The sequence below is a fragment of the Nocardia pseudovaccinii genome (genome assembly GCF_050942345.1).
GTDB classification, from domain to species: Bacteria; Actinomycetota; Actinomycetes; order Mycobacteriales; family Mycobacteriaceae; genus Nocardia; species Nocardia pseudovaccinii.
The window spans coordinates 6,139,671-6,156,520 of sequence record NZ_CP192074.1; the positions used below are offsets into that span (position 1 = coordinate 6,139,671).

The 16,850-nt window shown below is 65.7% G+C and carries 18 protein-coding genes; 10 read left to right on the forward strand and 8 right to left on the reverse strand.

Going from position 1 to position 16,850, the window contains the following annotated elements; all coding sequences use genetic code 11:
• Positions 1 to 77: 77 nt before the first annotated feature.
• A complete protein-coding gene (locus ACQPZ2_RS27710) occupies positions 78 to 719 on the forward strand; it encodes a LysE family translocator (RefSeq protein WP_433521137.1) in 642 nt (213 codons plus the stop codon).
• Positions 720 to 881: 162 nt separating this feature from the next.
• Here the strand turns inward: ACQPZ2_RS27710 and ACQPZ2_RS27715 are convergent, their stop codons facing one another.
• Positions 882 to 1,487 carry a chloramphenicol phosphotransferase CPT family protein gene (locus ACQPZ2_RS27715; RefSeq protein ID WP_433521138.1) on the reverse strand — a complete coding sequence of 202 codons (606 nt, stop codon included), beginning with the start codon at positions 1,485 to 1,487 and terminating at the stop codon, positions 882 to 884.
• Between the two features lie 378 nt (positions 1,488 to 1,865).
• Between ACQPZ2_RS27715 and ACQPZ2_RS27720 the strand changes: the two genes are divergently transcribed.
• From ACQPZ2_RS27720 to ACQPZ2_RS27730, 3 genes are all read left to right on the forward strand, one after another.
• Complete coding sequence (locus ACQPZ2_RS27720; protein ID WP_433521139.1) at positions 1,866 to 2,534, forward strand: hypothetical protein; 669 nt, start codon at positions 1,866 to 1,868, stop codon at positions 2,532 to 2,534.
• Positions 2,503 to 3,171, forward strand: coding sequence for a hypothetical protein (locus ACQPZ2_RS27725; protein WP_433521140.1), 669 nt, complete (start codon positions 2,503 to 2,505; stop codon positions 3,169 to 3,171). The genes ACQPZ2_RS27720 and ACQPZ2_RS27725 overlap by 32 nt, the downstream gene beginning before the upstream one ends.
• A 175-nt stretch (positions 3,172 to 3,346) precedes the next feature.
• Positions 3,347 to 3,808: a hypothetical protein gene (locus ACQPZ2_RS27730; RefSeq protein WP_433521141.1), complete on the forward strand. Its 462-nt coding sequence runs from the start codon at positions 3,347 to 3,349 to the stop codon at positions 3,806 to 3,808.
• Positions 3,809 to 3,811: 3 nt separating this feature from the next.
• On the opposite strand, the gene ACQPZ2_RS27735 is transcribed toward ACQPZ2_RS27730, so the two are convergent.
• The 3 genes from ACQPZ2_RS27735 to ACQPZ2_RS27745 form a co-directional block, all read right to left on the reverse strand.
• Positions 3,812 to 4,783, reverse strand: a complete 972-nt coding sequence (locus tag ACQPZ2_RS27735; RefSeq protein WP_433521142.1) for an alpha/beta hydrolase — start codon at positions 4,781 to 4,783, stop codon at positions 3,812 to 3,814.
• A gap of 59 nt (positions 4,784 to 4,842) precedes the next feature.
• Positions 4,843 to 5,319: an iron chaperone gene (locus tag ACQPZ2_RS27740; protein WP_433521143.1), complete on the reverse strand. Its 477-nt coding sequence runs from the start codon at positions 5,317 to 5,319 to the stop codon at positions 4,843 to 4,845.
• Positions 5,320 to 5,401: 82 nt separating this feature from the next.
• Positions 5,402 to 6,322 (reverse strand): LysR family transcriptional regulator, encoded by a 921-nt coding sequence (locus ACQPZ2_RS27745; protein WP_433521144.1) that lies wholly within the window; start codon positions 6,320 to 6,322, stop codon positions 5,402 to 5,404.
• 75 nt (positions 6,323 to 6,397) lie between these two features.
• On the opposite strand from ACQPZ2_RS27745, the gene ACQPZ2_RS27750 reads away from it, so the two are divergent.
• On the forward strand, positions 6,398 to 7,957 hold the full coding sequence (locus ACQPZ2_RS27750) for an MFS transporter (protein ID WP_433521145.1): 1,560 nt from the start codon (positions 6,398 to 6,400) through the stop codon (positions 7,955 to 7,957).
• Between the two features lie 144 nt (positions 7,958 to 8,101).
• Here ACQPZ2_RS27750 and ACQPZ2_RS27755 read toward each other — a convergent pair whose 3' ends face one another.
• Positions 8,102 to 9,349, reverse strand: coding sequence for a PucR family transcriptional regulator (locus ACQPZ2_RS27755; RefSeq protein WP_433521146.1), 1,248 nt, complete (start codon positions 9,347 to 9,349; stop codon positions 8,102 to 8,104).
• Positions 9,350 to 9,545: 196 nt separating this feature from the next.
• Positions 9,546 to 10,175, reverse strand: a complete 630-nt coding sequence (locus tag ACQPZ2_RS27760) for a TetR/AcrR family transcriptional regulator (RefSeq protein WP_433521147.1) — start codon at positions 10,173 to 10,175, stop codon at positions 9,546 to 9,548.
• A gap of 146 nt (positions 10,176 to 10,321) precedes the next feature.
• Here ACQPZ2_RS27760 and ACQPZ2_RS27765 point away from each other — a divergent pair, with 146 nt between their 5' ends.
• From ACQPZ2_RS27765 to ACQPZ2_RS27775, 3 genes are all read left to right on the forward strand, one after another.
• A complete protein-coding gene (locus ACQPZ2_RS27765; protein WP_433527539.1) occupies positions 10,322 to 11,692 on the forward strand; it encodes an ABC1 kinase family protein in 1,371 nt (456 codons plus the stop codon).
• A 118-nt stretch (positions 11,693 to 11,810) separates the two neighbouring features.
• A complete protein-coding gene (locus ACQPZ2_RS27770) occupies positions 11,811 to 12,758 on the forward strand; it encodes an alpha/beta fold hydrolase (protein WP_433521148.1) in 948 nt (315 codons plus the stop codon).
• Between the two features lie 265 nt (positions 12,759 to 13,023).
• Positions 13,024 to 13,779, forward strand: coding sequence for an alpha/beta hydrolase (locus ACQPZ2_RS27775; protein ID WP_433521149.1), 756 nt, complete (start codon positions 13,024 to 13,026; stop codon positions 13,777 to 13,779).
• A 74-nt stretch (positions 13,780 to 13,853) separates the two neighbouring features.
• On the opposite strand, the gene ACQPZ2_RS27780 is transcribed toward ACQPZ2_RS27775, so the two are convergent.
• Complete coding sequence (locus ACQPZ2_RS27780) at positions 13,854 to 14,348, reverse strand: hypothetical protein (RefSeq protein WP_433521150.1); 495 nt, start codon at positions 14,346 to 14,348, stop codon at positions 13,854 to 13,856.
• 166 nt (positions 14,349 to 14,514) lie between these two features.
• On the opposite strand from ACQPZ2_RS27780, the gene ACQPZ2_RS27785 reads away from it, so the two are divergent.
• The gene (locus tag ACQPZ2_RS27785; protein ID WP_433521151.1) at positions 14,515 to 14,808 is read left to right on the forward strand and encodes a hypothetical protein; all 294 of its coding nucleotides are present in this window, start codon (positions 14,515 to 14,517) and stop codon (positions 14,806 to 14,808) included.
• Between the two features lie 150 nt (positions 14,809 to 14,958).
• Here the strand turns inward: ACQPZ2_RS27785 and ACQPZ2_RS27790 are convergent, their stop codons facing one another.
• On the reverse strand, positions 14,959 to 15,870 hold the full coding sequence (locus ACQPZ2_RS27790) for an EamA family transporter (RefSeq protein ID WP_433521152.1): 912 nt from the start codon (positions 15,868 to 15,870) through the stop codon (positions 14,959 to 14,961).
• An 80-nt stretch (positions 15,871 to 15,950) separates the two neighbouring features.
• Between ACQPZ2_RS27790 and ACQPZ2_RS27795 the strand changes: the two genes are divergently transcribed.
• Entirely contained in the window at positions 15,951 to 16,835 is an 885-nt protein-coding gene (locus ACQPZ2_RS27795; RefSeq protein WP_433521153.1) for a LysR family transcriptional regulator, read from the forward strand.
• Positions 16,836 to 16,850: the final 15 nt, after the last annotated feature.

Below are 16,850 nucleotides of genomic sequence, written 5' to 3' on the forward strand. Positions count from 1 at the left end.
GGCAAAACTTGGAAGCACATTTCGGCTGATCGCGCATAGCCTCCCTCTAGGCACTCGAACTTCGGAGGATTCAGCACATGCAGGTCGGTACGGCTGCGGCGTTCTGGGCGGTGTCGTTCCTGTTCGTCATCACACCGGGGGCGGACTGGGCCTACGCGATCGCGGCCGGGTTGCGTCATCGGACGGTGGCGCCTGCGGTGGGTGGTTTGCTGGCTGGGCACCTGGTGGCGACCGCGGTGGTGGCGGCTGGGGTGGCCGGGGTGGTGGCCCGCTCGCCGATCGTTCTCACAGTGCTCACAGCGGCGGGCGCGGTGTATCTGCTCTGGCTGGGGATCGGCATGCTGACCGGCCCCGCACCGACCCCCGAAGCCGCCGAGGCGGATATCGGTGCGTCGTGGGTGCGGCAGGCCGCAAGCGGACTTGGCATCAGTGGGCTGAATCCCAAGTTGATGCTGCTGTTCCTGGCATTGCTCCCGCAGTTCATCGACTCGGATGCGACCTGGCCCTTGGCCGCTCAGATCGTTGTCCTCGGACTGGTTCACGTCGCGAGTTGCGCGGTCGTCTACACACTGGTGAGCACGGGCGCACGCACTGTGCTCCGGACCCGCCCGGCCGCGGCGCGAGCCGTCACCAGATTGTCCGGAGGGGCGATGGTAGTTCTCGGCGTGGTGCTCGTGGTCGAAGAGTTCAGGAATGGTTTGCCAGCATGGTCGAGCTGAGATCGGAAGTCTGCGCGCCGATCCGTCGACCGAAGCCACGATCACCGGATGGCAGGAAACCGGTTGCAGCACAGTCGATCTACTCGGCCGTGCTCGCCACTGCGACAGGTGCGCGCCGGGTTTGTCCACGACGCGGCCAGCCAGCGTGTGGGCGCCCCCGGGTCAGGGGCAATTTTGCGTACTCTGCTGTCGCAGTACGGCTCTGGCCAGTTGGGCGGGCGTTCCCGTGGTCGTGTCGACAATCGTGTCATAGGCGAAGCCGTGGTCGTGGACCGTGCGGAGGTGGCCCCGCGCCAACCCGATTTCGTTGCCGCGAGCCAGTTCTCGCTGTTCCGCTACGGCCAGCGGACAGGTGACGCAGACCAGCTGGACGTCCAGTCCGGCCAGCGCATCCATCCACATCGGCAGCAGATCCGGGGTCAGCAGCATCTCGTCGATGACCAGATGATCACCGCCATGGGCGAACTCGGCAGCTGCGGCGCATGCGGACCGCAGCATCCGCAGTCCGACATGGCCATAACGGATGACCACCAACGGGTGGTCATCCGTGGCGCAGCCGGTGCGGTCGTACCAGAATCCGTCACGGCTGAGCGGGCCTCCGCGTCCACCGCCCCAATTCGGCGGCACCAAGCCGAACAGTGTGTCGATTCCCCAGTAGACGAACGGGATGTCGCTCTCGTCTTGGACGGCCCGGGCCAAGGTGGTCTTGCCCGCGCTCGATGTTCCGTTGAGGAAGATGACTCGGCTGGGAAGTTCAACGCTGCGCATACCACTCCTTGCATTTACTCGTGGATGTCGCGCCGGGCTCCGCGAACAGAGACCTGGCATCGGGCCTTCCTCATTCGGACCGTGGTGGCAACGGCGACGCCGCTCGCGATCTAATCGGCCGACGGCTCGGATACTGCGCCTGGTGATGAATTGTGAAGTGCCGCATCGCCCCTGCCTCCCTGCCGGTCGCCCGTCGCCGCCGGGTAGTGCGTCGTCCCGATGGTGCGGTCTTCAGCCGCCACGTTACTCACATCGACTTGGTGGCTGTCCGTTCAGGAGATCGGCCGACACGGGCAGACGCTGCCGAACCGCCTCGTGGAAGTCGGCCTTTTGCCCCTTGCCGACAAACCTGTCGGGGCCCATCGTTAACCTGCGGACATGGTCAGACCCGAGTCGGCACTGCGCCGCCTGCTGCGTGAAACAGGAAAACTGTTGCAACCGTATGGGTTTGACGGCTCCGACCCCAGGTGGATACGGGTCGAGCCGGGCGGCGTCGCCTCCGTCGGTCGCACCCGAGTTTCCCGCACGTGGACCAGCGGACAGCAGGTGCTCGGATTCGGCCTGGAGTTGAGCGCCACCCCGACGGCCTGGTGGGAATTCCGCAACTGGCGCAACACACAGCTGGGATTACCGACCACACCACTGGACGAGGCCACCGGCCCCGACCTGATCAATACCCGAACCCTGCCCGACGAACTGACCGCCTTGTGGTCTTTACGGCTCGACCCGGAACAATCCGGCCAGCACGTACTGCAAACCGACATCGACACCATCCGCACCGAACTGCCCCGGCGCGTACACGCCTACGCGCGCCGCGCATTACGACTGGTGGAACCGGACCGCTACCTGGACGAACTGCTCACCCATCCCGATCCGCACAGCGGCACCTGGGAGGCGATCGTCGTCCTGCTCGCCGATCGCGGACCGGGACCACAACTCGACGACGCATTCGACCAGCTCCGAAAGCATTTCGCGGAACGAGATGCATCGGCCTACGCCGAAGATGTCATCGCGTATGCGCGAAACAGAGCCGTCCTGGTTCAATGAAGCCATTCACCAACTGTGGGGGGCGGATTACTTGATCGACCTAATGGAGCAGGCGCAGGCTGCGGTCACGCGGCTACAGGCGGTGGCTGCGGAATCCGATGGGCGGGTCAGGCTGGGCCCCGGCATCGCGGACAAGGTGATGGACAGTTGGCAGCTGCCGGTGCCCCCGGATGTTCGGCTGATTGCCAAGGAGATCGGGACGATCTGGTTCGACGACTACGACGCCATCGAATTCGACCACCCACGCAATGCCCATCCCGAGCCTCGCCCCGCGCAGGCTCCGCAGCGTTACCGGATCCTGCATACGAATTCCGCGGCCGAAACCTATTGCGCCGAAGTCGATCCCGAAACCGGAGCGTGGGGGCGGATCTTCTACTACTGGGAGGATCACAGCATCACCTGGGTTGCCGAGAACCTCGCAGCATGGCTGCTGTTCGTGGCGCACGGACTGAACCTCGCCTTGCGCGTCGACAGCGGCGAAATGGTTCCGGAACTGGCCTCGGCCGGGTACGTGGACGAGCAGGACCTACCGCAGCTCACCTTCGAGAACGTATTCCGTGACTGGTTCGGCAGTTACGGCGAATTCTTCGCGCAACGCGACGATCCGCGCGCGGCGATTCCCTACGTCCTGGACTAACGGGCCGTGCCACCAGCCCGGACGACCTGCGAATTCCCGCTCTCGAAGCTGATCGAGCATGCGCCGGAGACCGCTAAACTGCTGATCGAGTCGGCAGTGGTTCGCGTTGCGTGTTCATCGGCGTCCAGCTCGACCGGCCGCGTGGATTGCTGTCCCGTCGTTGGGAGGTAGTGCGGTGTCTGTTCGTCGAAGCGTGCTGATAGCGACGGTGCTGTGTGCCCTGCCGGTGCTGGGTGCGCCGCAGGTGCAGGCCTACCCGCCGAGTGAGGGCAGCGGCGGTTGCCGCCAGGGCGGTCTGATGACCGGCCGGTTGGTGCCCGGCACAGGTAGCGCGGGGCAGAATATCCGGCGTACGGCCACACTGCGGGAGTGCGTCAGCTCGTTGCTTCCGGGTATCGGCTCCGGACAGTTCGATGTGACCATTCCGTGGAACGCACCCGGTACGCCCAGCTCGGCGCAGTTAACATGGTCGGATGGCAGCACCAGCCCGGCGACCGGGTACGGCAATGGCTTGTGGTTGATCACCGACGGTCCGGCGCGTGGTCATGCGATCCAGATGATTGTCGCCGAAACGTGGAACGGCTGGTACTACAGCATCGCCGATGTGCCCGTCACATCGGCGATCTTCCAATCCTGAAACTCAGTGCGCGCCGAGCACATCGAGGATCATCGGACGCGCCGCCGCGAGCGCTTGCTGCCAATAGGGCCAGGTGTGCGTTCCGTTGATGATGTCGAAACGCGCGGGGATGCCGAGTTCCGACATTCGATCACGCAGCATCTGGGCCGACGTCAACGTCATCGCTTCGAGGGCCATCGCATTCACCGTGTTGCCGAGTCCGTACGGCAGGTCGAGCGGTCCGGGCTGGCCATTGCCGGTGGAGACGTAGACCGGCAGCCCGCGCAGCAATTCCGCCTGGTTGGTGGCATCGTTGCGGCTCCAGGCGGGGTCACCGGCCGGACCCCACATATCGTCCACGTTGAAGTTGCCCTCGTCCCACATGGCAGCGCGCATCGCTTCGTTCCAGAGCGGAAAAGTCGGGTGCACGAAGCCGGAGAATGATCCGGCGAACTTGAATTGGTCGCGATGGTGGCCGGCCAGCGTCAGTGCGGCATTGCCGCCCATAGAGGCACCGACGATCGCGTTGTTGGTCGGCGAAACGCCGAACCGCGCCAGGTATGCGGGCAACTCCTCGGTGAGGAAGGTTTCCCATTTGTACGTCGACTGCTGACCATTGGTACTACTGGGTCGGTACCAGTCGGTGTAGAAGCTCGAGCGACCACCGACCGGGAACACCAAAGTGACGTTGTCGCCTGCGAATTGGCGCAGCGCGTCGGTATCGCTGACCCATTGACTGTGATCGGCGGGCGCGCGGAGACCGTCGAGCACATAGAGGGCCGCGTTCCCGCCCCGGGCCGCCCACTGCACCTGGACCTTGATCGCGCCCATGCTCGACGGCACGAACAGGTCCTGGTAACCCCCCGCGGGGGTGCGCAATCTCGGTGTGGCGGTGGCAACCGCCGCTGCGATCGACGACAGCACAACAGCTGCGGCCAGCACAGCGCCGGCCTTGCGCAGCCAACCCCAATGATTTCCAGACCGTGCTGTACCCACCCGCACACCTCCTACCGATCGGAAAGATCATCATAGTTTGCGCGACAATCGCTCTCGCCTCAGCTGACCGCCTTCTGCACGAGCGCGCCGAGCCGTTCCTCATCGGCGGCCGTCAACTTCGTCAGCGCGAAGGCGGTCGGCCACATGGTGCCTTCATCAAGGGTCGCGATGTCGTTGAAGCCGAACGTCGCGTACCGCGACTTGAATTTCTCGGCGGTTTGGAAGAAGCAGACGACCTTGCCGCCCATGGCATACGCGGGCATACCGTACCAGAGTTTCGGCGTAAGAGCTGGTGCGTTGGCCTTGACGATGGCATGGATCCGTTCGGCCATGATGCGATCCGGTTCTGCCATCTCGGCGATCTTGGCGACCACGTCGGCTTCCCCATCCGCCTTGGTCGCCCGCGAGCCGCGGCGCGCGGCGGTCTTCAACTCCTGGGCGTGCTCCTTCATCGCGGCCCGCTCTTCTTCGGAGAAACCGACGGAGGCCCGACTCTTCGCGGTGGTTGCCTTGGTGGACTTCTGTGCTTGGTTCATTGTCTTTTCCTCCGTGATCGTCTCGCTGGGGACGTTTCCAATGCTATGGAGCCGACCCCACGCCGGGCTTCTTCGAAACTGATCAATCGACGCGATCCGAAGATTCGCGCGGTGGACGGAGTGCGTCGCGGATGGTGTCACGGAGCCAGCGCTGCGCCGGGTCGGCGTCCAGGCGGGCGTGCCAGAGCAATCGCACTTCGACTTCCGGGAGGTGTGCGGGGATCGGAAACCAGCGAAGACCGAGGGACGGGCCGTACTGTTCGGCGAGCCGCTGCGGGACGAGCCCGACGTACTGACTCGACGCGACCAGGAGTGCGGCGACGGCGGAAGTAGGCACGACGGCCGCGACGTGGCGTTGTAAGCCCGCGGCATCGAGTGCGTCGTCGAGTGGCCCGCGAGCACGACCGCGCCGGGAGGCCGAGACGTGGGGATATCGGCACAGTTGCCGCAATGTCGGGCGGCGGCCCAGCGGGCTGTCGGCCCGGACGATGCCCACTATTCGTTCGCGGTACAGCACAGCTGACCGCATATCGGGAGCGACGACGTCGCCCGCGCCGATATCCAGATCGACCGAGCCGTCGCGCAGAGCCTCGATGCTCTCGCTGCCTTCCGCGACGAAGCGCAGCGTCACGCCGGGAGCGACCGCGGCCGTGGCATCGACCGCCACCGCCGCCAGGGTCGAGGCCACACCGTCGTTGATGCGAATTGTGAAGGTGCGCTGCAATTCTGCGACCGTGACCGCGCGATCGGCGCTGATCAGTGCCGACGCTTCGTCCAGCAGGGACCGTACCCGCGGTGCGGTGCGCAGCGCGAACGGTGTCGGAGCCATCCCACGACCGGCACGCACCAGGATCGGATCGCCCATCGCCCGCCGTAACCGGCCCAAGGCGCGGCTGGTGGCCGGGATGGACAGATGCAGGCGCTCGGACGCCGCCGTGACGCTGCCGTCCTGGAGCAGGGCATCGAATACGCGCAGGAGGTTCAGATCGAGCTGCTCTGGCACAATTGCATTGTACGCAATAGTTAGTTATGGAAGTTGCGTGGCACGGAGACTACCCACGTCCATAACGTCGTGACCATGCAATTCAATCTCCTGAATCACGCTCCGGATGTGCCGACCCGTCCGGCCTCGCAGCGCGGCCTGCTCGCGGTCATCTGTGCCTGCGTCGTGCTCGTCGTCGGCATGGTCGCCGCGATCAATCTCGCCGTCCCGTTGCTCGCCGCCAGCGCACTGCGTCCATCCGCATCGGCCCTGGTCTGGATCGTCGACACCTATGTGATCGTCTTCGCCTGTCTGGTGATCCCCGGCGGGGCGGCGGGAGATCGCCTCGGGCGCAAGGGGATTCTGCTATTCGGGCTGGGGCTGTTCGCGGTAGGCGCGCTGATGTCGGCAGCGGCACCGAACGTGGCGTTCCTGCTCGCCGGTCGGGCGGTCACCGGAGTCGGCGCCGCTGCTGTACTGCCCAATACGCTCGCCGTCCTGCTGCACGCTGTTCCCGCTGAGCGCAAGAGCGCGACTATCGCGGTTTGGGCATCGATGACGGGTATCGGTGGAGTCGTCGGCAATGTCGGTGGCGGGGCGATCCTTTCGGGGGGTTCGTGGCGTTGGCTGTTCGCCGGTGTCGTGCCGATCGCGCCGATGCTCGCTGCTCTGGTGGGGCGGATCGCGCCGGTGTCGCCGCGCCATGACCGACGGCTCGACCCGCTCGGCGCGATATTGCTCGTCGGTGCGTCGGTCGCTCTGCTGCTCGGCATAGTCCAAGGGCCAGAGGCGGGCTGGGACAGTGCGATCGTCATGTCCGGATTCACCTGTGCCGCAGTGTTGTTCACCGCATGGACGATTGTCGAGCTGAAAGTCGAACACCCGCTGTTGGATCCGCGGTTGTTCCGCCTCCCGGCCCTGCGCAGTGCCTGCCTCGGCATGACGGCGGTCTTCTTCGGCATGTTCGCGCTGTTCTACGTCAACGCGTCGTTCCTTCAGTACGGCAAGGGATTCGGTGTACTGCAAACCGGTCTCGGGATCATCCCGCTCACCGTCCCGATCATCCTCGGCGCGAAGCATGTCGGACGACTGTCACAGCGGATCGGGCTCGACGCCACCACCGCGCTCGCATTCGTATTCGTCGGCGGCGGACTGCTCGGACTGTCCACGAGCGGCGTGCAGACCCCCTATGTCGAATACGCCGCGTGGCTCGTCGTAATGGGAATCGGTGTGGCGCTGGCCCTTCCGACATTGTCCGGTGCGATCGCCGGAGCGCTGCCGCCGGAGCAGGCCGGGGTCGCGGCCGGATTGCAATCCACCACACGCGAATTCGGCAGCGCCCTCGGCGTCGCGGTGATCGGCACGGTGCTCACCGCACGATTCGTCGCCGCACTACCGTCGGAGATCCGCGCCGACCACGATCCGCACACCGTAGCCCAGGCACTCGCCATCTCCGACCGCACCGATGACGTTGTCGCAGCGTTCATTTCGGGTGCAGACAGCGGATTCCGGGTGATCGGCCTGCTCGTGCTCGTCGCGGGTGGGCTCGTCGTGCTGCAATCGCTACTGTCCCGACGTGGATCCGCTCGACAAGCGCACGTCTCGACGGCGAACGCTACGAAGCCGTCCCTCTCCCCTGCGGATCACACGGCATGATTCCCCGAGACCGCCGATCGCCCTCCGGCGCGGAAACTTCTTGCCACACATGCGACATCATCACCGGAGAGCGCACCGGCCGGAAGTCCGTGAAGGCGATATCACGGACATGACTGAAATCGCCCCACCTTCATAGGCCGAAGGCTAACAGGCGGTGGGGGGTGTCGGGCCGTATGCGGTGCGGCCCTTGCGGGCGATGAGGGCGGAGCGGAGGTACCACAGTCCGCTGGGTTCGGTGGGGTCGAAGCCGGTGAGCTGGGCTATTCGGCGGAGTCGGTAGTCGACGGTGTTCGGGTGGACGCACAGTTTGCGAGCGGCGCGTGTTCGACTCAGGCCGGTATCGATGTAGGTCTGGAGGGTTTCCAACAGGTCCGGGTGTTCGCGCAGTGGGGTGAGCCGGTCGACGAGGGCGTCGCGGCCCAGCCCGGGACGGGTCAGTTGGTATTGCAGCGCCAGTTCGGTGAATCTGTATGCGCCGGGCTCCAATTCGAGCTGTTGCACGGTGTCGAGGAGTTCGTGGGCATGGCGCGCGGCGGTGGGCACCTCGTCGGGGCGGGCGGTGACAACGGCGACGGTGAGCGGCACCTGCGTGGCCGAGGACATCCGTTGCACCAGTTCGTCGAGTTCGGGATCGGTCCGCACGGTGGACGGGACGAGAATCGTTCCGCCGTCGACGGATAACAGCGACAGCGCCGTTCCTCCGAATATGGTCGCGAGTGCGGCTTGGAGGCGGCGGAGCTTACGGCGCGCGACGACTTGCCCGTCGAGTTGCGGATGGCTCTCATCCGGATGTGCCGGAATCGCTACGGCGAGCACCGAGTACTCGTCGGCGATCGGTAAACCGCTTTCCCGCACCGCCGCGGAATCGAGATGACCGGCGAGCAACGCCGAGGTCAGGCTGTGCGCCGCGGTCTGATGCTCGGCGGCAACGGCCTTGTGCTCGAGCACGTAAGCCTTGCTGACGGTGGTGGTGATCAGTTTCGACAGCTCCAGCACCGTGGCGATGCCCCTGACGACGCCGAGGATATCCGCCGGACCCGAACGAGCGAATATCAGATCCATTCCCACTTTGAAGCCCTCGTGAACCGCATGCAGAACGGTATCGACAGGGATCCCTTCGCGGGTACATCCGACGGCCGCGATCGCGAGCCGGTCGGTGCTCGTCGGCAGCGCATGACCGTTCACGCACTGGATCAGCCATCCCAGGCAGATCCGGACCACGGCATTCACATCGCGAACCAGCGTCTGTCCCGGCAGAGCGCCGCACTGTTCATCCGACGCCGCGAGATGTGCCATCACCTCGCGGGTCAACCTGTCGATATCGCGCGCGGACGGCGTAATCGGCCGATCCAGCCCATTGCGTTCGGGCCGGACGAGACTCTCGATCGTCACGTATGACCTCCTACCGGCTGTCTGCTGTGTCAGAAGACGTTAAACCGAGCGGTAGCTCACCTTCTACTCCTCTTTGAACAAGCCGCAACGGCCGCAAACACAGTCGACTACCAGGCATAATGCTGATTTCCGAGCGACGCTGCGGAGCGGTCACCTACCTATAGATGGGGAGGTGCTCACTTTTGAAGCCGCGACCTCAGGCCGTCCTGGCCTTGATTTCGGCCTCGGCCATCGCCGTGATCATCCGCGCGGTCATCTCGATCGCCTCTTTGCGCTCCCGGCTGTCGACGTCGAGCGCCGATGCGCGGAGCACCACGGCAAAACCGGTGTTGATCAGCACGAAGGTCATCACGTCGTACTCGTGATCGTCACCGGGGCCGAGCAACTGGATCAGCAGCAGCTTGACCAGCAGCCGCAGCCGGGGCTCGAATTCGGGAATACCGCTGCTGTAGAACTGCACTCCGCCCACCAGCGCGCGCACCAACCGGGCGTTGGCCACCAGTTCGTCGGTGATGACTTCCAGGATGCCGGTGATCATTTCCAGCATCGGCTTGTCCGACAGCCCGAATACCCGCTCGGTAAAGCGCCTTTCGACGTTTTCGAGCAGCCGTCTGAGCAGTTCTTCGACGATGACCGAGCGGTCGGCGAAGTACCGATAGACGGTGCCGATGCTCACCCCGGCCTCAGCCGCGATCCGGTTCGTCGAGGTGTCGGCGATACCGCGCTCCCCGAAAAGCTCTGCGGCGGTGTCGAGTATGTGTTCTCGGGTCGCCCTGGCGCGTTCCTGCGTCGGGCGACGGCGCTGCCCAACGGCTTTCGGCGGCATCGCACCTCTCCTGCCAAACTTGTCCTGAGAAGATGAGCGTCGCTCAGTTTAATGGCGGCAACAGTTTTCATGCCACAATTCCCGATCCGATGACACCGCGATGAGGTGGAATGTGGTGGAGCGACAAGGCCGATGGAGGTGCGATGGTGGTCGGTCGGGTACCGAGGAGTCGTCTCGCGCGGGGCGGCGAGGTGGGCCGATTGGTTGCGGGACAGGCCATCCGTGAAGTCGGCACCCGCCTGTCGATGATCGGGCGCACGGAACAGGCCCGGCGGCTGCTGGCCGAACGGTCCACGCTGCGCACCGCACAGCAACTGGTCACCGTGCTGGGCGCCATGAAGGGCGCGGCCATGAAACTCGGGCAGATGCTGTCGGTGCTCGATGTCGATCTGCTGCCGGAATCGCATCGCGAGATGTTCCGCGACAAACTCGCCGAGCTCCGCGATCAAGCGCCCGCGTTTCCGTTTCCGGCAATGCGGCAGGTGATCGAGGACGAGCTCGGGCCATTGGCGCGGGCCTTCGCCGACTTCGACGAGTCCGCGATCGCCGCGGCCTCGATCGGCCAGGTATACCGCGCGAAATTGCACGATGGACGCACCGTCGCGGTGAAGGTCAAATATCCGGGTGTGGACGAGGCCGTCGAAGCGGACATGCGCAATCTGGCGATGATCAGCAGACTCTGGAAATCCATTCTGCCGAGTGCCGCGGATACCGATGTGCTCGACGAAATCGCCCGCAATATCGGCAGCGAACTCGATTACCTGCGCGAGGCACAGACACAGCATCGAGTCGCCGCTCGCTACCGGGACCATCCGTTCATCACGGTCCCCGACAGCGTCGAGGAACTCTGCGGACACCACGTTCTGGTGACGGAGTTCGTCGATGGGAAGCCGTTTCCGCAGATCAAGAACCTGCCTGCGGCCGAACGCGACGAGATCGGCGAGCTGATCTATCGCTTTTATGTCAGCTCCCTGTTTTCTGATTTCGAATTCAGTGGTGGCCCGCACCCGGGCAATATCCTGCTCGCCGCGGATGGTCGCGTCGGCTTCGTGGATTTCGGGCTCTACAACAATATGGCTCCGGTGGATGTCGAATTCGAGCGCGCGTGCCTGCGAGCCGCGGGCGAAAATCGGGCCCAGGACCTGCACGACGCGTGGGTCGGCCGTGGCATCATCGACCCGGAATCGGACGTCACGGCGGCGGAATGCCTGGAATATGTGTGGGCCGCGTCGGGCTGGCATCTGACCGATGAGGAAATCACGGTCACACCCGAACTCGCCACCGGCGCAGTGATTCTCGCGGTCGATCCGAGAGCCGCCGAGTTCCGCGGTATGCATCGGCAGCGGCTTCCACCGGAACATGTCTTCTCACGGCGCGCGGAGCTGTTCACCTTAGCTGTATTGGGCCAATTGGAGACCACCAACAACTGGCACCGCATCGCCAGGGAATGGCTCTACCACGAGCCTCCGGCAACCGAGATCGGACGGGCGACAGCGCGGTGGCGCGCCGACCGGTGACACCTTGGTGGTGATCCGGTCCACCTTGGGGGCGCGAGCTCAGCACTCGGGGACCTGATATCGGCAGGCGATGCGGCGGACAGTTAATCAAGTCACCGCAACCGAACCGGAGCCCCCGATGTCGATCACCAGCACCATCGCCACCTCGGCGGAACGTCGTGCCACGGTCTCGACCGCGGACGGCGTCGAACTCGCGGTTCGTGAATACGGCCCACGAGACGCCGACCTCACCGTCGTCCTGCTGCACGGACACTGCCTGCGCACCGCGTCGTGGACCTACGTCCGCCACGCGCTGGTGCGCCAGTACCCCGGCGCCCGGATCGTCTGCTACGACCACCGCGGCCACGGCGATTCCGCCGCGGCCTCCCGGCGGACCTACCACCTCGAGCAACTCGGCAACGACCTGCGCGACGTGATCGACGCCGTCGCCCCCACCGGGCCGGTCGTCCTGGTCGGTCACTCGATGGGCGGCATGACGGTGCTCAGCTACGTCAGCCAGAATCCACACGAGATCGGCACGCGCATCACCGGCGTCGCCCTCATCGCGACCGCCGCGAGTGGCATCGCCGACGCCGGTTTCGGCCGTCTACTGCGCAACCCGGCCGTATCCGCGTTCCAGGCGGCCGTCCGACGCGCTCCGGGCCTGATGCACCACGCGAAGCTCGTGGCGTGCAAGGTCTTCGCCCCGATCATCCACACCGCCGAATTCGGCAATCGCAGGGTGAGCTCGCGGGTGCTAGCCCTCGCCAACGCGATGCACAACGAGACACCGATCGTGACGATGGCGAGCTTCCTGAGCGCCTTCATGGTCTTCGACCAGACCGACGCCCTCGCGGTCCTGTCGAAGGTCCCGACGTTGGTGCTGTGCGGTAGTGCCGACCTGATGACGCCGCCGTCGCATTCCGTCGCGATGGCCGCCGCCGTCGAGTACTCGGATTTCGTCCTGGTCGACGGCGCCGGGCACTCGGTGATCCTGGAGCAGCCGAAGAAGGTCGCCGAGGCCATCGGCCGTCTGATGACGCGCGCCGGAGGGGTCGCGGGAGCGCGTCTCGCCCTCGTCGCGTAGTCCGCTCAGGGCCGCGAGCCGAGATCGATGCACGCTCCGGCCTGCTGCTTCGCGATTCCTGATCGGTCCGAGTCACCGATGGGAAAATGGTTGGGCGCGACGGCATCCGGCTGGTAGCGTGCCGGAGGCCGTGACATCGCGCGAGGAGGTGAGACCCATGAACGCTGTATCCATGTGGGTGCTCCCCTTCGGGTTCACGGTCGGGCGATTGAGGTAGGTGTCGCCGGGAGTGCCGCCATAAGGCAATCCCGAAAGGCAACAACCAATGCATTTCACCTCGCAGACATCGTCGAACGGTGTCATCGAACGCGACTTCATTCTCGGTGAGGTCCGCGGCGTGCTCTGGTCACCCGAGTCCGGGGCGGCGGGTGCACCCTTGATCCTGATGGCGCACGGCGGCGGCCAGCACAAGAGAGCACCCGGAGTCCTGGGCCGTGCCCACCGCTTCGTGACCGCCTGCGGTTTCCATGTCGCCGCCCTCGACGCCCCTGGACACGGCGACCGGCCCCGTACGGCGACCGACGAACGGCAGGTAGCAGCTTTACGGCAGGCGCAGGCGGCGGGCGAACCCATCGGCCCGATCGTCGTCGGGATCCACCTCGACCTGGCGACACGTGCCGTACCGGAATGGCAGGCGACCATCGACGCTCTCCAGAAACTGCCGGACATCGGCACCGAAGCGCCGATCGGCTTCTGGGGCATCATGCAGGGCACCGGGATCGGCGTGCCGTTGACGGCGGTCGAACCCAGGATCAGCGCCGCGGTCTTCGGTTGCCTCGGGCACGAAACCCTGACCGAGGCGGCGGGGCGGATCACCGTCCCGATCGAATTCCTGCTCCAGTGGGACGACGAACTCGTCGATCGCCGATCCGGGCTCACTCTGTTCGACGCCTTCGGTTCGAAGGAAAAGACATTGCACGCCAATGCGGGCGGACACGCCGGGGTACCCCGGTTCGAAGTCGACAGTGCGGTCCGTTTCTTCGCCCGGCATCTCGACCCGGACGGCATATCACCGGCCTGACGTGACGGGTATCGGCGACCGGCGGTGCCGGTCGCCGATACCCGTCGCAGATTTCGTCGTACCGGGTGGGGGCACTAAAGAGGTCGGTCGACCGCGACGACGTTGTATGGCGTGGTCGGTGACCGTGGTGTGGTGAGGCGAGCGTTCGGCAGGTACAGGCGATTACCGAACGCGGCGATGGTTGTCGGTGTGTCGAAGCGCGGATCGGTCAGGCGCCGCTCGACCGTGCCGGTCGCGCCCGCCGCGTCGAGCGCGATCACGGCGATCATGTTGCGCCGGTTCTGGACTACGAACAGGGTGCTGGCGTGCAAGAGCAGACCGTCACTGTCGGGCACAGTCTCGGTGCCGATGTCGATCCTGCGCGTCGTGCCCGTCGCCGGGTCGACACGGAACAGTCGGCCGGTCACCGACTGCACGATGATCAGCCCGGTGCCGTCGGGGGTGCGCACGATTCCGTTGGCGTTGAAAGCTCCTGGCACATAAGCGATGTCGCCGGTCAGCGGGAGACGCACCACTGCTTCGGGCGGTGGCAACGCACCGTCGCGCCCGACCGGCAGGTGATACAGCACCGGCGCGCGAATCGGTGAACCATGCGCCCGTGGAGGTGAGCACCACATCGTTGACGAATGTGTCCGGCGGCGTGCCGAGCCGGTAGCTCGCCGACACGGCACCGGTCCGGGTGTCCACGACACGCGCATCCCCGGCATTGCCACCGGCGACGAACAGCCGACCGCGGTGGTCGAGCTGGAGCCCGAGCGACGGTGTACCCGGGCCAGGGCTCAGGATGGCGCCCTCCCCGGTCATCAGACCGATGCGGTAGATGGAGCCGTCTGCCTGCGAGCCGAGGTAGGCCACCGGCAGCGCCCCGATCGCAATACCCTCCGGCCGGAATCCGGCGGGCAGGTCGATCGCAGTGCGGAATGCACCATCCGCCGCCGCCCGATCCGCGGGCAGCAGCGCGGCGACACCGAGGCAGGCGAGCGTGGCGGCGAGACCGAGGATTCGGCTCATCTCAGTAACCGACGGTGAAATGTTGGTCATCGCATGGGATTTCGAGTTCGTCGAGGATTGCACGGCGAGGTCTTCGGCCGAGATTCGGGAGGCGCCATCGGCATCGGCTCGCGGCTTCGTCTACGACGCGCGAACCGACCATGCCTGCGGCTCCGACGATGGCAATCTTCACCGAGCTGTCCTTTCCAGGGTCGGAACGGGAAGTTGTGCCGCGACTATGGCGGCGAGCGAGAGCCCGAACCCCACGAGTTGGATCGGGCCGAGTGTCTGGCCGAGCAGAATGGCACCGAGCACGGCGGCCACCAGCGGCGAGAGCAAGGAGAGAATCGAGACGGAGTTGACGGGCAATGTGGTGATGCCGCGGAACCACAGGACATAGGCGATCAGGCCGCCGATCAGACCCAGCCAGAGGTAGCCGATGGCGGCGTGCGAGTCGATCGCGGGAGGTCCGCCCTCGAAGACGAAGGTGACGGGCACCAGGAACAGACCACCCGCGGTGAGTTGCCAACCGGCGAATGCGGTGGGACTCACCTCGGCGGGCCGTCCCCAGCGTTTGGTGAGCGTCACGCCGAGCGCCATCGTGGCCGCGCAGGCCAGACCCGCGACGATCCCGATGCCGTCGAGTGCCGCATTCGGCCCGATCACCACCAGGCCGACGCCGACCACCCCTATCGCACCCCAGCCGATCCGCCATGACGATGGGCGCTCGTGTAGAACTGTCACGGCCAGGATCGCCACGATGAGCGGCTGAGCTGCGGCCAAAGTCGCGGCAACGCCGCCGGGCAGGCGTTCGGCCGCGACGAACAGCAGCGGAAAGAACAGCCCGATATTCAGTACACCGAGTACCGCTGCCTTCCCCCACCAGGTCACGCGCGGCACCGTCCGGGTGACCGCCAACGCGATCAGACCGGCGGGCAGCGCACGGAAGAGTCCTGCGAAGAGTGGATGTCCCTGCGGGAGAAGTTCGGTGGTGACGACATAGGTCGTGCCCCACGCCAAAGGCGCGAGCGCCGTCAGTGCGGCGCGAGGCAGGTTTCCCTTCGAAGCACCGGAAACCCGCTGTGCTACTGAACTTTTCACACTCGCAGTCTCACCCGGCCGCGATCAATGAGTCCAACACATGTTTGTCACTGGATCAATCTCGATTCAAGATTGATCCCATGGAGCTCCAGCAGATGCGCTACGTCGTCGCGGTCGCCGAGACGAATAGCTTCACCAGGGCCGCCGAACGATGTCTGGTAGTCCAGTCCGCTCTCAGTCACCAGATCGCGCGCCTGGAACGCGAACTCGGCGCGCGACTTTTCGAGCGCACCAGCCGCCGGGTGCGGCTGACACCGGCCGGTGCGGCGTTCCTCCCCGGCGCCCGTCAGTGTCTCGACGCGGCCGAGCGTGCAGCCGCCGAGGTCGCCGCGGCAATCGGTGAGATACGGGGGCGGCTCGCCGTCGGCCTGATCCCGACCGTCGCCGCGGTCGATATCCCGGGTGCGCTGTGCGATTTCCGTCGGCAGTACCCGCAGGTGCGCATCGACCTGCGGGTGGGCGCGAGCGATGATCTCATCGAACAGGTCAGGGAGGGCGCCATCGACGTAGCCTTCCTCGGCCTGCCGACCACGGCGCGACCCCAGGGCGTCGCCGTTCACGAACTCGCCCGTGATCGACTCGTCGCCGTGGTCGCCCCGGATCATCCCCTCGCCGCCGAAACACTGGTCGACCTGCGCAGACTTTCATCCGAGGTTTTCGTGGACCTCCCAGCCGGGACAGCCGGGCGAATCCAATCCGACCAGGCTTTCGCGGCCGCCGGTCTCGACCGTGACGTCGCCTTCGAAGTGACCAGCGCCGACTACATCGCCCGACTCGTCGGGCCGGGCTTAGCCGTGGCCATGCTCCCCGCCGCCTACGCGCCCCAGCTCACGGGCGTTGTCACCGTCCAGGTCACCGACGCACCGGCCCGTGTCGAGTACGTCATCTGGAGCCGTGCAGGCCGCACGCCCGCGTCGACCGCCTTCCTCACCGTTCTCGGCATCCCGGCGCACACCGGCGACTGAAACATCAGCCGTATG